Here is a 17893-nt window from a genome sequence, read left to right on the forward strand (position 1 = left end):
GTTTTAATCGTTCAGGAACAAAATTAAGTACAGATGCCTTTTAAAAACATGATAGTTATCATGTTGTTAAAAATAGGATCGCTATACCTTGCACCATAATTAATTGTTACACCATAAGATTACAAAACACCTCAAAAACAGAATCTTATAGAAGTTTAAATTTAAGTTATGAAGAGATTAACTTAATAATCAAATAAATATGTCAGTTGTAATTTCACTTCTTTTGCATATAGATAAGGTAAGAACTACGAAATCTGGAAAAATTGAAATTCTTAAATGAGAAAGTCTAAAAATGATTAAGACTTAACTTACAAATTAAGTAATCCACCATATAAATGACCAAATTATTTTCAAAACCCATATTAACTTTCATTTGTATCCTTTTAAGTATTGGTCAAGGCATAGCACAAACAAACGATACTACCGCTCTGGACACCAAAAAATTAAAGTATTTTTTGAATGAAGAAAAAACCCATTGGTTGGCCGTACATATGTACACCCAATTATGGATGAGAATGAACGATAATAATCCGGGCAGCACAATTGCAGAAGAACTGGAGGATTCTACTTATGATGTTTCTGTTAGGCGGTTTCGACTCGGCTTTCAAGCTCAGATCAGTGATAGACTTTGGGTATATTCGCAATTTGGGATCAACAACCTCAACTATCAGTCACCGCGAGGAACATCATTGGATTTATTGGATGCATATGCCGAGTTTTCTGTAAGCAAATCATTAGTCATAGGTGCTGGTAAAACAGCATGGACGGGACTATCTCGCTACTCTGCACCCAATACCTCTAAACTGCTTACCAATGACCTTTTATTACTTGCCCTTCCCACGGATGATAAAGCAGATGACCTCATTCGGAAATTAAGTGTATTCGCCAAAGGAAAATTGGGCCGCTTAGACTACCGTTTTGTTGCTTCCAAACCTTTTTTACCTAGTAAAAGCAGTGATTTTGAGGAAGAAACTACCGAGAATATTGCAGAGTTCAACGATAAAATGAAGAGCGGCATTTATTCTACGTACCTAAAATGGGAGTTTTGGGATTCCGAATCCAATCAGATTCCCTTTAGTAATGGAACCTATTTGAGTAAGAAAAGAATTTTTTCTGTAGGTGTAGGTGCGGAATACCAAAATGATGCGCTCTCATCTCGTAAAAATAGTACCGAAGTTTTTCATGATATGGTACTTTGGTCTGCAGACGCTTTTCTTGATTTGCCTATTGATACTACCAATGAAACAGCACTTACAGCATATTTAGGTTATTTTAATTATGACTTTGGGCCTAATTATATAAGAAACACCGCCACTAATAACACCACTCTTTCATTAGATAACTCGTTAGCATCCTTTAATGGTCCGGGAAATGCTTTTCCTTCCATTGGTACTGGTAGCTCAGTGTATTTACAGGCTGGATATCTTTTTCCGAAAATGCGGCGCATCAAAGACTATGGAAGACTGCAGCCTTATGCTGCTGTCCAATATTCTAATTTTGAACGGCTTGAAGACCCCATGATCTATTATGATTTAGGTATCAACTGGTTTTTAAAAGCACATCTTTCAAAATTCTCCCTCAGTTTACAGAATAGGCCTATTTATAACGCCACTGCTCAAGGTTTAGAAGTAGATTCAAGAAAATGGTCTGCCGTGTTACAATATATAATACGGATAGAATGAGATATTGGAGAACTATTGTAATACTATTATACCTATTGGTTAACGGACCATGCCTTTATCAACTTAAAGCACAGTCCAAAACAGCCAATAAGCGACTCCTATTTTATTTGGACGAGGACAAAAAGCAATGGTTAAAAGTTACTAGTTATGCACAAATATGGGCACGTCAATCACAAAACAACCCTGGCAGTACTGTTAACGATAAACCAGCACTTAATACTACAGATCTTAGCATTAGACGCTTTAGATTGGGGGTTAGTACCCAGCCCTGGGAAAAAACTATATTCTTCTTTCAAATAGGGGTGAACAACTTAAACTATCTATCTCCTAAAGGTACTTCCGTTGATGTACTAGATGCTTATGTAGAGCATAAATTCTCGGATTACATAGCTATTGGTGGAGGAAAATCAGCATGGAACGGGTTATCACGTTATACCTCACCTAGTTCTTCCAAAGTTATGGCAAATGATATCAACTTTATTGCACTTCCCACTCTAAACGACTCTGATGATCTTATCCGTAAATTAGGCATGTATGCCAAGGGTAAAATTGGAAAAGTAGATTATCGCTTAGTGTTTACAAAACCATTGGCTATTGAAAACAGTAAAACTTTTAATCCAGACCCGACTGAGGGTATAGCCCGTTTCACCAATAAAAAGCCTAATTTACAGTACTCTACCTATGTAAAATATGAGTTTCTGGACCCTGAAAGTAATGCTACTCCATTTCTTAGTGGTTCTTACCTTGGAAAAAAAAGAGTGTTTAATCTAGGTATAGGCTACACGCTCCAGCCCAAGGCTTTATGGTCATTACTTAATGGAGAAGAACAATTTCACGACTTAAAACTGTTTGCTTCCGACATACATTTGGACTTGCCTCTAAAATTTAATCCTGATATGGTAATTACCGCATATCTTGGGTACTTCAACTATGATTTTGGACCAGGCTACATAAGGCAAATAGGGGCTAACAACCCTGTTAACGGATTGGAGTATTCAGCGGATTTTTATAGTGCCAAGGGTAATAGTTTTCCGGTTCTGGGTACAGGTGAATCTTTATGGGGAGAAATTGGCTATCTCTTTCCTCCTATGGGAAACCAAGATGATAAAGGGCGACTTCAACCTTATGTTTCAGCGCAATACTCGGATTTTGAAGTTATTCCTTCACGTATTTTTCAGTATGATTTTGGTATAAATTGGTATTTAAACGGTCACTATTCCAAATTAACCATCAACGCTCAAAACAGACCTATTTATCGCAATTCTACAAATGTTATAACCAAAGATGGTCGCAAATGGATGTTCGTTATGCAATATCAATTTAGAATTGATTGATGAATTGAATTTCAACTACAATAAAATAAATACTCCCTTTATTACCTGATTATTATTGACAAATAAAATCTTTGGAAATTAATAAGTTAACGATATATCTGGTTTACCAGAATAAAAACCAAGTAGTAATGGAACATGAAAAGCGATTTACAACAATATGCACAGATTCCTTTAATACAAATTCCCAACCCAGTATGGCATACCTACTCCCGAGGAGCTTTAATAGATAATTGGAAAAAGATACTCCAGAGGTGGTTGATAATAGTTTCCCAGAAGAATGGATCATATCTACTGTAACCGCCAGAGGCAAAAACAGACTCAATGATGAAGGTCTTTCTCAAGTTGAAAAGCCAGAAGGGCTAATTCTCTAAAAAATATAATAGAATCGAATAAGGAACTTTTCCCAGGAACGGAAGTGGCTAAGAAATTCGACGCTACAGGTGTATTGATAAAAATGCACAGGAAAACTTAACCATACAAGTACAACCAGATAAGATCTACGCAAAGGACATCCTTAATTCTTCATTTGGAAAAACCGAATCCTGGTATATTTTGAATATAAGAGAAATAGATGGGGAACACACCATTGGCTCAAATGGAAGTTTCTATGTAATAGTAGTGTATTCTGGAGAAGGAACCATGGTTTGTAATGATGAAGAATATATGTATTCACAAGGCGATGAAATCTTTATCTCTGCAGCAATTAAAAGTATAACTTTTAAATCTACCGAAAGCTCTAAATTGCTACTTCGCTATCCTGCTAGTTAGGAGATTTAGAATAGGTTTCCTTGTGGATAGCCCGAAAACAGAATAACTTCTTATAATCTTGCAGTTACTAGATGAGAAAAGCCACTCCCAACCCATCAAATAAAGCCTAAAACAAAAAAAGCCAGTCTTTCGACTAGCTTTTTGTTGCTCCCCCTCTTGGGGCGTTTTACTACAATCACAAAAAACGCCCTCCTATTAAAACCCACTATTAATAGGTGGATTACCAAAACCCATTATTGCATATGATAGTTTTAAATTGGATAAAATTGTCATTTGGTTGGATAAAATGTTGGATAAAACTATATTTATCCAACAAACAACGATCTAAATGGCTTCAATTAAATTTTATCCGCATCTTAAACGAGGAGAATCCAAAATATATATACGGTTATCCTTAAAAAGAGGACAGGATTTCAGGTTATCAACCGGGTTAACTATAAAGGATGCCCAAAACTGGAATTTTAATAAAAACCTGCCTAAACCAAATTCAGATGACAACAAGAAATTGAGTAACTCGCTCAAAGACCTTGAAAGTCACTTAGACACTAAACTTTACGATGTTGAGCGGGATAAGATGATAAGTTTGAATGACATTACTAGTCGTTGGGTCAAAAAAGAGATGCTAGATTTTTTTAATGAAACGGTTGAAGAAGTAAACGATTTACTAATTCCTTATGCTTATAGCTATGCGGAAGGTCTGAAAAGCAAAACCTTTCAGAGAAACGGACGTAGAAAAAATTACACAGACAATACAATAAGTAAATACCTAAACTTTGCTAAACAACTTGAAAATTTTCAATCACACAGAAGGATATCTTTTAAAATAAAAGATGTAGATGACAATTTCGTTGAACAATTCTTAGAATATTTAACTGAAGAGAAAAATCTTGCGGTTAACACTAAGGGTAGATACATAAAGCGATTGAAATCAATTATCGCTGATGCAGAAATCAATGGCCAAAAAACAAATCCTAAATATAAAACGATAAAAGGTTTTGAAGATGAAACCGTCGTCACATTCCTCACTCTTGATGAATTAGACACTATTATCGAAACCACTATGAACGACAGCCAATTAGAAATTGCCAAAGATTGGCTTATCATTGGATGCTTTACCGGTCAAAGGATTTCTGATTTATTCAGAATGAACAAGAACATGATTACTAATTATGAAAGGAGAAAGTATATCTCTTTTTCACAATTTAAAACTGGCAAAAAGGTAATGATACCTATTCATTATCACGTACAGGATATTATAGATAAATACAAAGGCAATTTCCCGCCGAACCTTTACAAAAATGAAAAAAGCAACCGTACACAATTATCTGGACTGATGAAAACTGTTTGCAGGAATGCTGGCATAAAAGATAACGTTAAGGGAAGATACAACGGCGTCATAGGAATATACCCTAAATATAAATTAATTCAAAATCATACCTGCCGACGTTCATTTGCATCTAATTTTTATGGTAAAGAAGGCTGGACCACTCCAATGATTATGGAGATAACTGGCCATATGACCGAGAAAAACTTTCTTAAGTACATAGATAAAGATCAATTTTTTCTGAGTCAAAAAGCAGCGGAGAATTTTGACGCTGAAAGAATGAAGCGCAAATCCTCTATTTCTGGCAATCTTAAAGCAGTTTAAACCCTTTACAAACAGAAATGTCTAAAGCTTCAGAATTTAACGATTGGCTGGATAAAGAAAAATTAAAAATACCTTTTAATGAATTAATTCGGCCGAATAAAGTCATGTTCGACTATATCAAGAAAGAGTGGGAATTTAATAAAATAAATAACCATGTAATTGACGAATTACCATTCATTCAAAATTTCCAGAGGGTAAAAGACGCTTTTGACCAAATAATTCAACCTGTTAAACCAAATGAAGATAGAGTTGAAATAGCATCAAGTCTATTTCAAACCATCAAACAAAGTTTAAATAGGATTGAGAATAAAGAAATAAAAAAACTAATAGCTAATCATTTCATTACCCTTACTGAAGAGCAAGTGAATTTACTTAAAGTATCCTTTTGGGCAAAGAATGAACATAGAACATCTTTTAATTTTAATAAAGAAATTGAGGGAGCGATTAGAGATTATAGTATAGTTAAGGGAAAGGTCGACTTGCTTTTAGAAAATTATATCTACCCAGCCCGGACCCATACGAATCAAAACAGAATAGAAAAAGAACCCGAAGCACCTTTATGGTTTAAAGTTGGAGTAGGTTTCGCCAAAGGAGAAATTCAGAAACTTTATAAATCTAAAAAATCCGGTCGGGAAATCTCCAAAATATTATTTGATAAAGAATCCGCTCATCCATATATCACCCAAACGCTAAATAATAATAGAAAAAGCAAGAAGAACATTTATGGAAATTTAAATTATATGGAGAAAATTTATTCTTACTGCCAAAAGCAAAATATAAATCCCTGCGATAATTTTATGCAGGCACATTCGGAAATCAAGAAAGAGCAGATTTAACGCAAAATAAAAATTGGTACCACATTGGTACCGGTACCAAAAACTAAATATTATTCTTCAAGCTACATTGCACACAAATTAGTCAATGTGCAATCCTTACAACTCATTCAAATTTCAATAGAAGAGCTTCAAAATTTAATATCTGAAGCTCTCGATAAGCGAGTCAAAAAAAATCAGTCGGACAAATCGCTTGATAAAAATTTTGAACTGCTTACAAGAAGCGAGGCGGCTAAATTTTTAAAAGTTGACCTTTCCACCCTGCATCAATGGACTAAAAAAGGAAAGCTAATTTCTTATGGTCTTGGAGGAAGGGTCTATTACAAAAAAAAGGAAATAGAAAATGCTTTAACAAAGCTAAACTAGATTTTCAAATTATTATAACATACTGATTTACAAATAAATAATAAGGTTAAATCCTAGAACCTTTCTATTCCAAACTTTAAACAAATGATATATACAGACTCAACAAGAGAACTAGTGAAAGTATGGGGTGAATTTTTAGGTACAATTTCGTGGGATTACTTTTCAACCCTAACCTATCCATTCGATATGAACGCTAGAATCAACGAAAGATTAATCTTAAAACTTGAAAACGAATTATTAAGGCATAAAAAAACGTTCAATTTTTTTTGTGTGTCTGAATATCACAGTAATGGAACTCAAACCCATAACCACCTTTTAATTCAAGGAGAATGGGTAAGAAACTTTATAGATGATTACTTAATAAGGAATAAGCTGGTTAGAAAACAGGGACTTAGACATTTACCATATGACCCGCAAAAGGGAGCTCCTTACTACATCTCTAAACATATAAACTCACCAAATACAAGACACCATTTTAATTACTATCATAATTGAAACCACTCGTTAGTAAACTTTAATCTAAAAACTCAACATGAACAAGCAAAATAGGGTTTTAAGTTTCTCAATACCATTACTTTAAACTACTTAAACTATTGAATCGTTCGAACAGTCATGTTTAACAATAAGAGTTTAACAAAAACCTGAAGATTTTTATTGTCATCACACCCCTACCCTGTATAAATCACCTTCTTTGCGCACACATTTATTGAATAACTCAATACTCGCTGCATCAACTACTTACTATTATTGAATAGCATCGACTTTTCAATTCAATCTTAAATTGTTACATAACAATTATCATTAATTGGCAACTAGTTGTATATTTAACCTCATGTAACATTGTTGAAATTTCCCTCATTCAACATCTTTTATTCCTGTTGATTTTAAGTTGACCAAACCAAACTATGAATCCTTTTAACGAAGACTCAAGAGTAAAACTTCCTGCTATATTACATTTAACCCAACTTGGGTATAAGTATGTATCATTAAAAACCGCTGTATGGGATGAAGATACCAACATCTTTACCGATATTTTTAAATCATCTATGACCAAGGTGAATCCAGATTTATCACCAATAGAAATTGATAGATTGTACCAAGATGTTGCGTTGGATTTAGAAAATGAAGATTTAGGTAAAGCCTTCTACGACAAACTCATCAATCGTTCTGGAACTCGCTTAATTGATTTTGAGGATTTTGAAAACGGAAATGATTTTCACGTAGTCACTGAGTTAACCTATAAGAACGGTGAAGACGAGTTTAGGCCAGATGTAATTTGCCTAATTAACGGAATGCCATTAGTCTTTATAGAAGTTAAAAAACCGAACAATCGTGATGGTGTTTTAGCAGAACGCAAACGTATCATCACTCGTTTTCAAAATAAGAAGTTTAGAAAATTTGTAAACCTTACGCAGTTTATGATTTTCTCTAACAATATGGAGTATGACGATAATGAAATTGAACCTTGGCAAGGTGCTTTTTATGCGTCACCTTCCTATGTGAAACCTATTTTCAATTATTTCAGAGAAGAAATTGGTTTTAACTTATCACAAGTTTTAAAACCTTTAGATGAATCGGTAGAAGCCTTTGCTTTAAAAGACACCAATTATCCTTCTATAAAGAATAGCGAAGAATACAAAACCAATAAAAACCCAAATAGTGCAACCAATCGCATATTAACCTCTTTATTATCTAAAGAGCGTTTGCAGTTTGTGTTACAGTACGCGTTGGCTTATGTAAAAGAAACTAATGGTTTGCAAAAACACATTATGCGCTATCCACAGTTATTTGCAACCAAGGCGATTGAAGCGCATTTAAACAAGGATAAAAAGAAAGGCATTATTTGGCATACGCAAGGTTCGGGTAAAACCGCTTTGGCATATTACAACACCCATTTTTTAACGGACTATTTTCAGAAGAAAAAAGTAATTCCAAAATTCTACTTTATTGTTGACCGTTTGGATTTATTAACCCAAGCTAGAGATGAGTTTACAGCGCGAGGGTTAAAAGTACATACAGTAAGTTCTCGCGATGAATTTGTATCCGACTTAAAAAAAACTACTGCGGTTTATAACGATAAAGGACAGCGTGAAATCACAGTTGTCAACATTCATAAGTTTAAGGATGATACTGATGTTAGCCGAGAAACGGATTATAACATCAACATACAGCGTGTCTACTTTTTAGACGAGGTACACCGGAGCTACAATCCAACGGGTAGTTTCTTGGCAAACTTGGAGCAATCCGATAAAAATGCCATTAAAATTGGATTAACAGGAACACCTTTAATCGGCGAAAGCTTAAAATCTAAAGACTTATTCGGTAGTTATATTCATAAATACTACTATAACAAGTCTATTGCCGATGGCTACACTTTAAAGCTAATTCGTGAGGAAATAGAAACCGAGTACAAGGTATTACTAAAACAGGCTTTGGATAGTATTGATGTACTTAAGGGCGATTTAGATAAAAAGATAGCCTATGCGCATCCATCGTTTGTAGCACCAATGCTCGATTATATTGTCAAGGATTTAGAATTGTTCCGTCAGCGTAATGCTGATGCCTCTACTGGCGGAATGGTTATCTGTGACAGTAGCGAGCAAGCCCGTGAAATGTTCCGCATTTTTAATAGTTATAAAGATGATGAAATTGATACATCAACTATACCACAAGCTGCTGAACCAACTTCAGAATATTTAACCAAACAGAAAGAAAGCTACAAGGTTAAAAAAGCAGCTCTTATTTTATACGATAGCGGCTCTAAAGAAGAATTGGAAAAATGGCGGGACGATTTTAAAGCGGGCAAAATAGACATCTTGTTTGTCTACAATATGTTGCTTACTGGTTTTGATGCCAAACGCTTAAAGAAAATCTATTTAGGGCGTATTATTAAAGCGCATAACTTATTGCAAGCCTTAACCCGTGTAAACCGAACTTACAAAAATTATCGTTTTGGGTATGTGGTAGACTTTGCAGATATTTCCAAAGAGTTCGATAAAACCAACAAAGCCTATTTTGATGAGCTTCAAGATGTATTGGGAGACGAAATGGAAAGTTATTCCAATCTCTTTATGTCTCGTGAGGAAATGGAAGAAACCATTCTGGAGATTAAGGAAAAACTTGCCGATTTTGACCTCAAGAATGCTGAAAATTTTTCATCTCAAATCTCACAAATTGATGACCACAAAACAATGCTCGAAATTAGAAAAGCATTGGACGATGCACGCTCGCTTTACAATGTTATTCGTTTGGTTGGTGAATATGAGTTATTAGAGAAAATTGATTTCAGAAAACTAAACACCCTACGCATTGAAGCCGAAAACCATTTGGCCTTAATGAATGCCAAAAACGCCTTGGAAACCAATGAGGAAATTGGCAATTTATTAAACGTGGCTTTAGAGGACGTGCTCTTTATGTTCAAAAAAGTAGGTGAGGCAGAATTGGTATTGGCAGACGAGCTTAAAGACATGCTTAAAAAAACACGCGAAGCACTTGGTGTAAATTTCGATACCAAAGACCCCGAATGGGTATCCTTGTATGATGAGTTGCGCCGACTCTTCGACAATAAAAATTTAAGTGAAGTATCGCGTGAAGAAATGGAAGTGAATATGACCTCGCTAAAACAGATCCACGAAAAAATAAAAGAACTAAATCGTAAAAATGAGTTGTTAAAAGACAAATACCAAGGCGATACCAAATACGCGCGCGTGCAAAAACGCTTGATAAAAGCGGGCAAACCTTCAAAATTAAAAACGGTGATTATTGAAGCTTTGCAGCACATTAAAGAGGAAACCGATGTGGCAGTACTCAATCGTGCCGATAGTTTAAACAACGAACATTATTTTGGGCAGTTGGTAGCACGTTTGGTATTTCAAGAATTTAGCAAACAAAAAGTTTCTATGGATGTAGAAACCGTAGAATTTATAAAAAACATTATCGTAGAAGAGTATTTAAACGAATATTACGGAAGAACCGCATAAACAATGACAAAAGACATCAATAACGAACCCTTTATAATAAAAACCAAAACGTTAATAGACGAGCTAAAAGCCGTTTGTGCCGGTTATGGTTTGGGTAACGATGGCAATGAGTTTAAGATCATTAGCCAGATATTTTTATACAAATTTTTAAACGACAAATTCGCTTACGAGGTAAAGCAGGTAAAGCCAGAATTGGCAGAAGTAGAGCATTGGGAAAACGAATTAGCGAAAATTCCCGATACAGAATACCAAATGCTACGCTATCAAATGAGCGATAGCACCGCGTTTTTGTTACCACACCAATTAATACCGAATCTATTTGAACGCCAAAATGAACCCGATTTTGCCAAAACCGTAGACGATACCTTAATGGATATTGCAGCAACCAATAACGATTTGTTTGCTGTAAAAACCGAAGACGGACAAAAAATACGCCTCTTTGACCGTATTACCGAGTTTGTAAATAGTAAGCGAGACGCTTTCGCGAAAGCACTATTCAATAAATTGGTGATTTTCAATTTTGAAAATATTATGGGTGAAGGCTTTGACTTTTTCTCTACCATTTTTGAATATCTAATTAAGGATTACAACAGCGATGCTGGTGGTAAATATGCCGAATACTACACGCCACACGCCGTATCTAAAATTATTGCCAACATCTTAGTGCCAGAACCCATGAGCAATAAAACCATTTACGACCCAAGTGCTGGTTCGGGTACTTTGTTAATGAATTTGGCACACGCTATTGGCAACGATAAATGTACGGTGTACTCGCAAGACATCTCGCAAAAATCGTCTAACCTATTGCGTTTAAATTTGGTGCTGAACAATTTGGTGCACAGTATAGAAAATGTGATACAAGGGAACACAATGACCGACCCATATCATAAAAAAGACGGCAAGCTGCGCCAGTTTGACTACATCGTAAGTAACCCACCATTTAAGCTCGATTTTAGTGACGATGTAGAAACCCTAAAGAAAAAAGAAAACAAAGACCGCTTTTTTGCTGGTGTGCCCAATGTGCCAAAAAAGGCGAAAGATAAAATGGCGATTTACACCTTGTTTTTACAGCACATTATGCACAGTCTTGATGCTACAGGAAAAGCTGCTATTGTAGTACCTACAGGTTTTATTACCGCACAAAGTGGTATAGATAAAAAAATACGCCAAAAACTAGTAGGCCACAAAATGCTGGCAGGTGTGGTAAGTATGCCATCTAACATATTTGCGACCACAGGTACCAATGTCTCTATTGTGTTTTTAGATAAGGAAAACAAAGAAGATGTGGTAATGATAGACGCCTCTAATTTAGGAACTACGGTTAAAGATGGTAAAAACCAAAAAACGCTATTAAGCGAAATCGAAGAAAACAGAATAATTAACACCTTTACAAAAAAGGAAGTTGAAGAAGATTTCTCGGTAGTGGTAAAGTACGATGATATAATAGCGAAGAATTACTCATTTAGTGCAGGACAGTATTTTGAAATTAAAATTGAATATGTTGACCTTAAACCAGAAGAGTATTCAACTAAAATAAGTGACTTCGAAAACAATTTAAATGAGTTGTTCAATGTAAGTGATAAGCTTGAAAAAGAAATTAAGAATAATATAAGCAGTTTGAAATATGAATAATTGGCAACAATTGAAATTAATTGATGTTGCTGATATCAAATTGAGTAACGTTGATAAAAAAACCAAGCCAGGTGAACGAACTATCAAATTGTGTAATTACACCGATGTTTATAAGAACTCATTTATCAATAGTGATAAATCTGAAGATTTTATGGTTGCATCTTGTAAGGACACAGAATATGAAAAGTTTGTTTTAAGGAAAGGACAAGTAGCAATAACAAAGGATAGTGAGAAACCAGATGACATAGGCATCCCTACCTACATTGCGGAAGATTTTGAGGATGTTGTTTTGGGATATCATTTGTCTCTAATTACACCAGATGAAAATAAACTTGATGGAAGATTTTTGAATTATTGGTTAAATACAAAACACGCTAAAAGATATTTTGAAAACAATGCTGGAGGAAGCGGACAAAGATGTACATTGATTCTGGATACCATAAAATCAATTCCATTACATCTTCCAGAATTAAAAGTCCAAAAACAAATCGCCAAAGTCTTATCCGATTTAGATGCCAAAATAGAAGTCAACAACAAAATTAACCAAGAGTTAGAGGCACTCGCCAAAACCATTTACGACTATTGGTTTGTCCAGTTTGATTTTCCAGACCAAAACGGCAAGCCCTACAGATCTTCTGGTGGTAAAATGGTGTATAATGAAGCGTTGAAAAGAGAGATTCCTGAGGGGTGGGAGGTTGAAGAGTTGGAGTCTTATGCAGATTTTAAAAATGGAAAGGGAATGAAAAAGGAGTTACTGAGTGAAAACGGAGAATATCCAGTTTTTGGTTCTAATGGAACTGTAGGTAAAACAGATAAAACACTATTTGATAACCCTGTTATTGCAATTGGTAGAGTAGGAGCGAATTATGGTGAAGTACATTATTCTTTAAATCCTTGTTGGATTACTGATAACGCTGTCACATCTCAACCGATAAAGGAAGAATATTTATGGTGGCTTCTTTTAACTTTGAAAGGGATTAATTATTCTAATATAGCAGGTGGTTCTGCACAACCACTTATAACTCAAGGAAAGTTGAAAGCTTTAAATTTTGCAATTCCAAGTTGTAATTTGTTCGATGATTTTCACCATAAAATAAACCCTATATATCTTAAAATTAATAACTTATTTAAAGAAAACCAAAAACTATCCGAGCTTTGCGATTGGTTGTTGCCTATGTTAATGAATGGGCAGGTTACCGTTGGTGAGGTAGAGCAGGAGTTGGGTATGGTTGCGGAGGAGGGTGCTAAATATGGGAAGGGATGAGCCAAACCAAACGTTTATTCTATTACTATTTAGAATCGGCTATTAAATATAAGTTTAGAAGTAGAACTATATTTTTTTTGGCGTTAACTTGGTTAATACCTTCTCTGCTTGCAGAATTAGCCAACTATGGTACTGACTTTTATATTGAGAAGGCCATTAACGTCATCAAACATGAAATAGGCTCTATATTATATTCGTTATTCACTTTTTTGTATTATTTATTCTTTGGATTATTACTTTCCTTGACATTTAGTTGGGTAAGTATAATTATCAAAAGTGTTTTAATTGTCTTTTTTGGAATATTGGAATTATTCTATAAAAAAGAAGGACCCTTAATTATATACAAAAAGGCAAGAAGGCTTAAAATTAATGAGGCTTGGTTTAATGAGTTGAGTAAAAAATTCTACTCTCAAGAAATTAAAAGTAAATATGTGAATGGACTACATCAGGATTTACAGTTCCAAAAAAATCAATTGGATTTAATTCTGAGATTTAATGATTTGAAAAAATCTTCTTTAGAGATTATTAATGACATTGAAATTGATATAAAATCTTTTGAAAACATTTACAATGAGGTATCGAAAATAATTAAAGATACTCAAAAAAACCTACCTAATTACAGACCTTACCAGACATTTCCCAACACTCTTTACACACAACTTTTTGAAATTAAAAGAATTTTAAAAATAAACAGAAAATCTTTAAATAGGTTAGGGTTTAAAACATTGAAATCAGGAAACTCCACTATATCATTAGAATTAAATACTATACAGTATATCAATTATAAAAGTCCTCAAAAGTCAGATTTTGAAAATTGGGAAAAATACGAGCAAGAGACTTTTCGTCAAATGCTTGACAATTATAATAATATAATTAGTGCAATATATTCCCTTAACCAAAACCTCCATAAATTAAATAAAAAATCAATTTTTATAGTTGGTAATGCTGGTGTTGGCAAAACACATTTATCGGCACATTTATCAGCTGAAATAAAGAAAGAGTCTAATTATCCAATCCTGATTAGCGCAAAAAAATTTAGCGGGGAAAGTACAGATTTAAATAGGGTATTTTTGAATTTGCTGGAAATTGATAGTAGCTATCAACTTCGAGATATATTATTAAGAATAAACAAGTTTGCAATACAAAAGAATTGTAGGGTTTATTTCATAATTGACGGTTTAAATGAGACAACGGATGATAAAATTGGTTTTAATAAAATGTGGAAATTTCATCTTGAATCGTTCACAAGTCAAATAGATCAATTTTCACATTTATTTTTAATCGGAACTCTTAGAGAATCATACGTAGATAGAGTTTGGTCACAAAGACCAAAGGATTTATTAAGTCTCGATGGCTTTAACCATTACGATGTCCGAGAAGCTTGTGATTTATATTTTAATCATTTTAAAATAAATGTCTCAAATTTAAAAATAGCAAACCTAGACTTCTTTCGAGTTCCATTGTTGTTGGATTTGTTTTGTAAACTTAAAAACGGCCCAAGGGCAGAGGTAGTTACGATTGTTTTAAATGTTCATTCTTACATTGAGATATTTCAGGGTTACATTACAAAATTGAAAAATGAAGTAAGAACTATTTTAGATTTGGCTTCATTGACTCCAATTAACCTGGGTTTTGATAATAGTTCCTCTCGATTCCTGTTTAATAACGATGCTATTTGTAGTAATGATGATTTTGTGATGGATTTTGATAATAATCCTTTGGTTAGAAATGATGAATCAATAGCAAAGGCTATATTGGAAGGATATTTAATATACATCAAAGATTATATTGAGAGTAATGATGATGAAGTAATTATGTTTACACAACAGGAAGTCGGCGGTTTTTTATTGGCGGATAAAATAAATTCAGACTTTCCTTTAACGCAAGATTTGATAGATTCAAATATCTTCAAAGAAAAACTTATTGGAGATGATGAAGGTAAAGTTCATCAATTGCATTTTGATATTTTGAAATTTTTGATTGCTTTGAAACCAGACTTGATATTGGAAAGTGATAACAAGAATATCCAGCAACTTTCATGGTGGTACTTATATAATTCAGATCACAAGTTAATTGATGGTTCGATAATCGAAAAAACTTCAGATTCTTTCAAAGAGGACTTCATGGTTAGTGACGCTGTGAGGGCGAGTAGTTCCTTTTGGTTTAATCCAGAACATCGATTTAATTTCAGCTTTATTTATGATAATTTAAAAAAACTATCTCAGTGGGAGTATGACTTGAAATGGAATTTATTCATTTATTCTTACGCATCAGAAATAAGGCATATTATTAATGAATATCAAGAGGAACTGAGTCAAGACTATGATGCCAAAATACTAAAGCTCAAAACTAAATTTATAATAACCATTCTCTCGTCAAACATAAGAGAATTGCGAGATTTAGCAACAAATGCGTTACTATCGTTTGGAATAAATAATCCAATTGGATTATTAGATTTAACTATAGATTCAAGAAGGTTTAAAGATAGCTATATCTATGAGAGAATGGTTCATTGTTGTTACGGTGTTACACTTAATAATCAAAATCAAAAAAAATTTGTAAAGGATGCCTTGCCAAGATACGCTGACAAATTCTTTAGTATCCAATTTGCACAAAATACAGATAAATCTGTCTACAATTATATCGTAACAGATAGTATTAAACATATAATTGATTTAAGTATTCTAAAAGGCGTATTTAAACTAAATGAAGAGGATTATGATAGAGTATGTAATTACGAATTTGTGCCGCCAACTGAATGGTTAGAGCCAAGCCAGGAAGAGCAGGATATCGTCGATGGAAGTAGGGAAAGAAATCCGCCCGAGCCAATAAGAATGGATTTTGGTATTTATACCATTCCAAGATTAATAAGGAGAGATGAGGTACATCCAAAAATAGCTACTGCCAACATTTGGAAGAGAATATTTCAAGTGGGATTTGAGTTGTTGGATTTAAGTCAGGAAAATGATGAGATTGAAAATGATTTTCATCGGGGACATAAAGTCTATAGATTTAATGGTAAGGTAGACAGATTAGGAAAAAAATATTGTTGGATTGCTTTCTTTGATTATGCTGGTAAATTATTATTGGATAAACAGCTAAGGGTTTGGGACAAAGGAGATTCTTCTTACGGACCGTACTATGAAAGACTAGGAGATGTAGATATAGATATTAGTAGGCCAAGTAAAAAACACATAGTTACTAAACAACTTTTCTTTGAAGATCTTTTGAAAGACAAAAGAAAAGGTAAATTAAACTGGAATGAAACTGACAAAATTGATTTAATCAAAGGAATATTTCGGCAGTCATTTGAATCAGATGACTATACGCTATTATATGGTTTTATCGATCAAAGGGAGGATGAAACCTATGATACCAGATCCTTTTTAAAAATTGAATCTATTTTTGTTGACAGGAAAAGATTACCAGAAATAATTGGAATTGAGAATAAATTATTTGAATGGGATGATGACATTAATGTATCTCCAAGTTATTTATATGATGTTTATTTTGGAGAGTTATACTGGGCGGATTCCGTGCCTTCAATGAAACGAAATTTTGAAAGCTTTCCTACTGGTAAATTAGTAAAGGAAAAAAAGTACTTGGGAAAGCATGACTTGATTAAGCAGGAATATGAAGGTTTTAGTTTAGGGGATTTAGTTGATATTCAAATACCTGAAAAAATAGGGATTGAGACTGAGCCAACACTAATGGACTATAGGTGGGAATCTAATAGTGAGATATTCAAAACATTTGGGGAGTTTGTTCCCTCTTCTAACCTTGGAAAAGCTTTATCATTAAAACCAGACTGTATATCAGGAAATATTTTGGACGATAATTTAAAAATTGCCACAAGGTCAATAGAGTTTGAAGGGGAGAATTTTTACAGTAGTAATTATAATTTTCTTAGATCTGACTTGTTAAAGGAATATATCAATAATAAGGACTTAGCTCTCGTATACCAAGTTAAACAGCATTCTTATGACAAAAGTTATAATCATTATCGAAAGCTTAAATTTTTTATACGAAAGTGATAACAGTAATTTAAAAAAATGGCTTCCAAAAAAGATATTCTGACTGAACTTATTTTATAACAATGGAAAAATCAAAAATCGTTAAAATGGGCTATACCATTCAGCAATTTCTAGTTGACCAAAAATTAAATGATGCCAAACCTAAAGACTTGATGGACGTTTTAATTAAAAGGAGCTATTTTGACAATGACCAAAAAGAAGGCCAGCCGTTACGTAATATTTTGAGACAATTGGATGATGAAAATATATTGTATCTCTTACCCCAGGTAAGAGTAGAAAGAAAAGATATAAATAGATTTTCGTTCTTTAATGCGGTTAAATTCTAACGCTTAACGTTATCATTTGGGTTTGC

13 protein-coding genes are annotated in these 17893 nt (G+C 33.7%); all 13 read left to right on the top strand.

Features of this window, described 5'->3' with window-relative positions; all coding sequences use genetic code 11:
* Window positions 1–335: 335 nt before the first annotated feature.
* The 13 genes from KO521_RS15110 (at window position 336) to KO521_RS15165 (ending at window position 17867) form a co-directional block, all read left to right on the top strand.
* On the top strand, window positions 336–1682 hold the full coding sequence (locus KO521_RS15110; RefSeq protein WP_215940750.1) for an OprO/OprP family phosphate-selective porin: 1347 nt from the start codon (window positions 336–338) through the stop codon (window positions 1680–1682).
* Window positions 1679–3016 (top strand): OprO/OprP family phosphate-selective porin, encoded by a 1338-nt coding sequence (locus tag KO521_RS15115; RefSeq protein WP_215940751.1) that lies wholly within the window; start codon window positions 1679–1681, stop codon window positions 3014–3016. Before KO521_RS15110 ends, KO521_RS15115 begins: the two co-directional genes overlap by 4 nt.
* A gap of 230 nt (window positions 3017–3246) precedes the next feature.
* Entirely contained in the window at window positions 3247–3387 is a 141-nt protein-coding gene (locus KO521_RS15120) for a hypothetical protein (RefSeq protein ID WP_215940752.1), read from the top strand.
* 181 nt (window positions 3388–3568) lie between these two features.
* Window positions 3569–3784 carry a hypothetical protein gene (locus KO521_RS15125; protein WP_215940753.1) on the top strand — a complete coding sequence of 72 codons (216 nt, stop codon included), beginning with the start codon at window positions 3569–3571 and terminating at the stop codon, window positions 3782–3784.
* Between the two features lie 328 nt (window positions 3785–4112).
* On the top strand, window positions 4113–5432 hold the full coding sequence (locus tag KO521_RS15130; protein WP_215940754.1) for a tyrosine-type recombinase/integrase: 1320 nt from the start codon (window positions 4113–4115) through the stop codon (window positions 5430–5432).
* Window positions 5433–5449: 17 nt separating this feature from the next.
* Entirely contained in the window at window positions 5450–6268 is an 819-nt protein-coding gene (locus tag KO521_RS15135; RefSeq protein WP_215940755.1) for a hypothetical protein, read from the top strand.
* A gap of 87 nt (window positions 6269–6355) precedes the next feature.
* Entirely contained in the window at window positions 6356–6631 is a 276-nt protein-coding gene (locus KO521_RS15140; RefSeq protein WP_215940756.1) for a helix-turn-helix domain-containing protein, read from the top strand.
* A gap of 84 nt (window positions 6632–6715) precedes the next feature.
* Entirely contained in the window at window positions 6716–7126 is a 411-nt protein-coding gene (locus KO521_RS20680) for a rolling circle replication-associated protein (RefSeq protein WP_436801492.1), read from the top strand.
* Between the two features lie 410 nt (window positions 7127–7536).
* The gene (locus KO521_RS15145; protein ID WP_215940757.1) at window positions 7537–10611 is read left to right on the top strand and encodes a type I restriction endonuclease subunit R; all 3075 of its coding nucleotides are present in this window, start codon (window positions 7537–7539) and stop codon (window positions 10609–10611) included.
* 3 nt (window positions 10612–10614) lie between these two features.
* Entirely contained in the window at window positions 10615–12243 is a 1629-nt protein-coding gene (locus KO521_RS15150) for an HsdM family class I SAM-dependent methyltransferase (RefSeq protein ID WP_215940758.1), read from the top strand.
* On the top strand, window positions 12236–13507 hold the full coding sequence (locus KO521_RS15155) for a restriction endonuclease subunit S (RefSeq protein WP_215940759.1): 1272 nt from the start codon (window positions 12236–12238) through the stop codon (window positions 13505–13507). Before KO521_RS15150 ends, KO521_RS15155 begins: the two co-directional genes overlap by 8 nt.
* Window positions 13504–17541 carry an ATP-binding protein gene (locus tag KO521_RS15160; protein WP_215940760.1) on the top strand — a complete coding sequence of 1346 codons (4038 nt, stop codon included), beginning with the start codon at window positions 13504–13506 and terminating at the stop codon, window positions 17539–17541. The genes KO521_RS15155 and KO521_RS15160 overlap by 4 nt, the downstream gene beginning before the upstream one ends.
* Before the next feature lie 62 nt (window positions 17542–17603).
* On the top strand, window positions 17604–17867 hold the full coding sequence (locus KO521_RS15165) for a hypothetical protein (protein ID WP_215940761.1): 264 nt from the start codon (window positions 17604–17606) through the stop codon (window positions 17865–17867).
* Window positions 17868–17893: the final 26 nt, after the last annotated feature.

Source organism: Zobellia uliginosa (assembly GCF_018860745.1).
Lineage (GTDB): Bacteria > Bacteroidota > Bacteroidia > Flavobacteriales > Flavobacteriaceae > Zobellia > Zobellia uliginosa_B.

Excerpts from the sequence above, each read along its gene's own strand:
- KO521_RS15110 (WP_215940750.1), top strand. The coding sequence starts at position 336 with ATGACCAAATTATTTTCAAAACCCATATTAACTTTCATTTGTATCCTT.
- KO521_RS15115 (WP_215940751.1), top strand. The coding sequence starts at position 1,679 with ATGAGATATTGGAGAACTATTGTAATACTATTATACCTATTGGTTAAC.
- KO521_RS15130 (WP_215940754.1), top strand. The coding sequence starts at position 4,113 with ATGGCTTCAATTAAATTTTATCCGCATCTTAAACGAGGAGAATCCAAA.
- KO521_RS15135 (WP_215940755.1), top strand. The coding sequence starts at position 5,450 with ATGTCTAAAGCTTCAGAATTTAACGATTGGCTGGATAAAGAAAAATTA.
- KO521_RS20680 (WP_436801492.1), top strand. The coding sequence starts at position 6,716 with ATGATATATACAGACTCAACAAGAGAACTAGTGAAAGTATGGGGTGAA.
- KO521_RS15145 (WP_215940757.1), top strand. The coding sequence starts at position 7,537 with ATGAATCCTTTTAACGAAGACTCAAGAGTAAAACTTCCTGCTATATTA.
- KO521_RS15150 (WP_215940758.1), top strand. The coding sequence starts at position 10,615 with ATGACAAAAGACATCAATAACGAACCCTTTATAATAAAAACCAAAACG.
- KO521_RS15155 (WP_215940759.1), top strand. The coding sequence starts at position 12,236 with ATGAATAATTGGCAACAATTGAAATTAATTGATGTTGCTGATATCAAA.
- KO521_RS15160 (WP_215940760.1), top strand. The coding sequence starts at position 13,504 with ATGAGCCAAACCAAACGTTTATTCTATTACTATTTAGAATCGGCTATT.
- KO521_RS15165 (WP_215940761.1), top strand. The coding sequence starts at position 17,604 with ATGGAAAAATCAAAAATCGTTAAAATGGGCTATACCATTCAGCAATTT.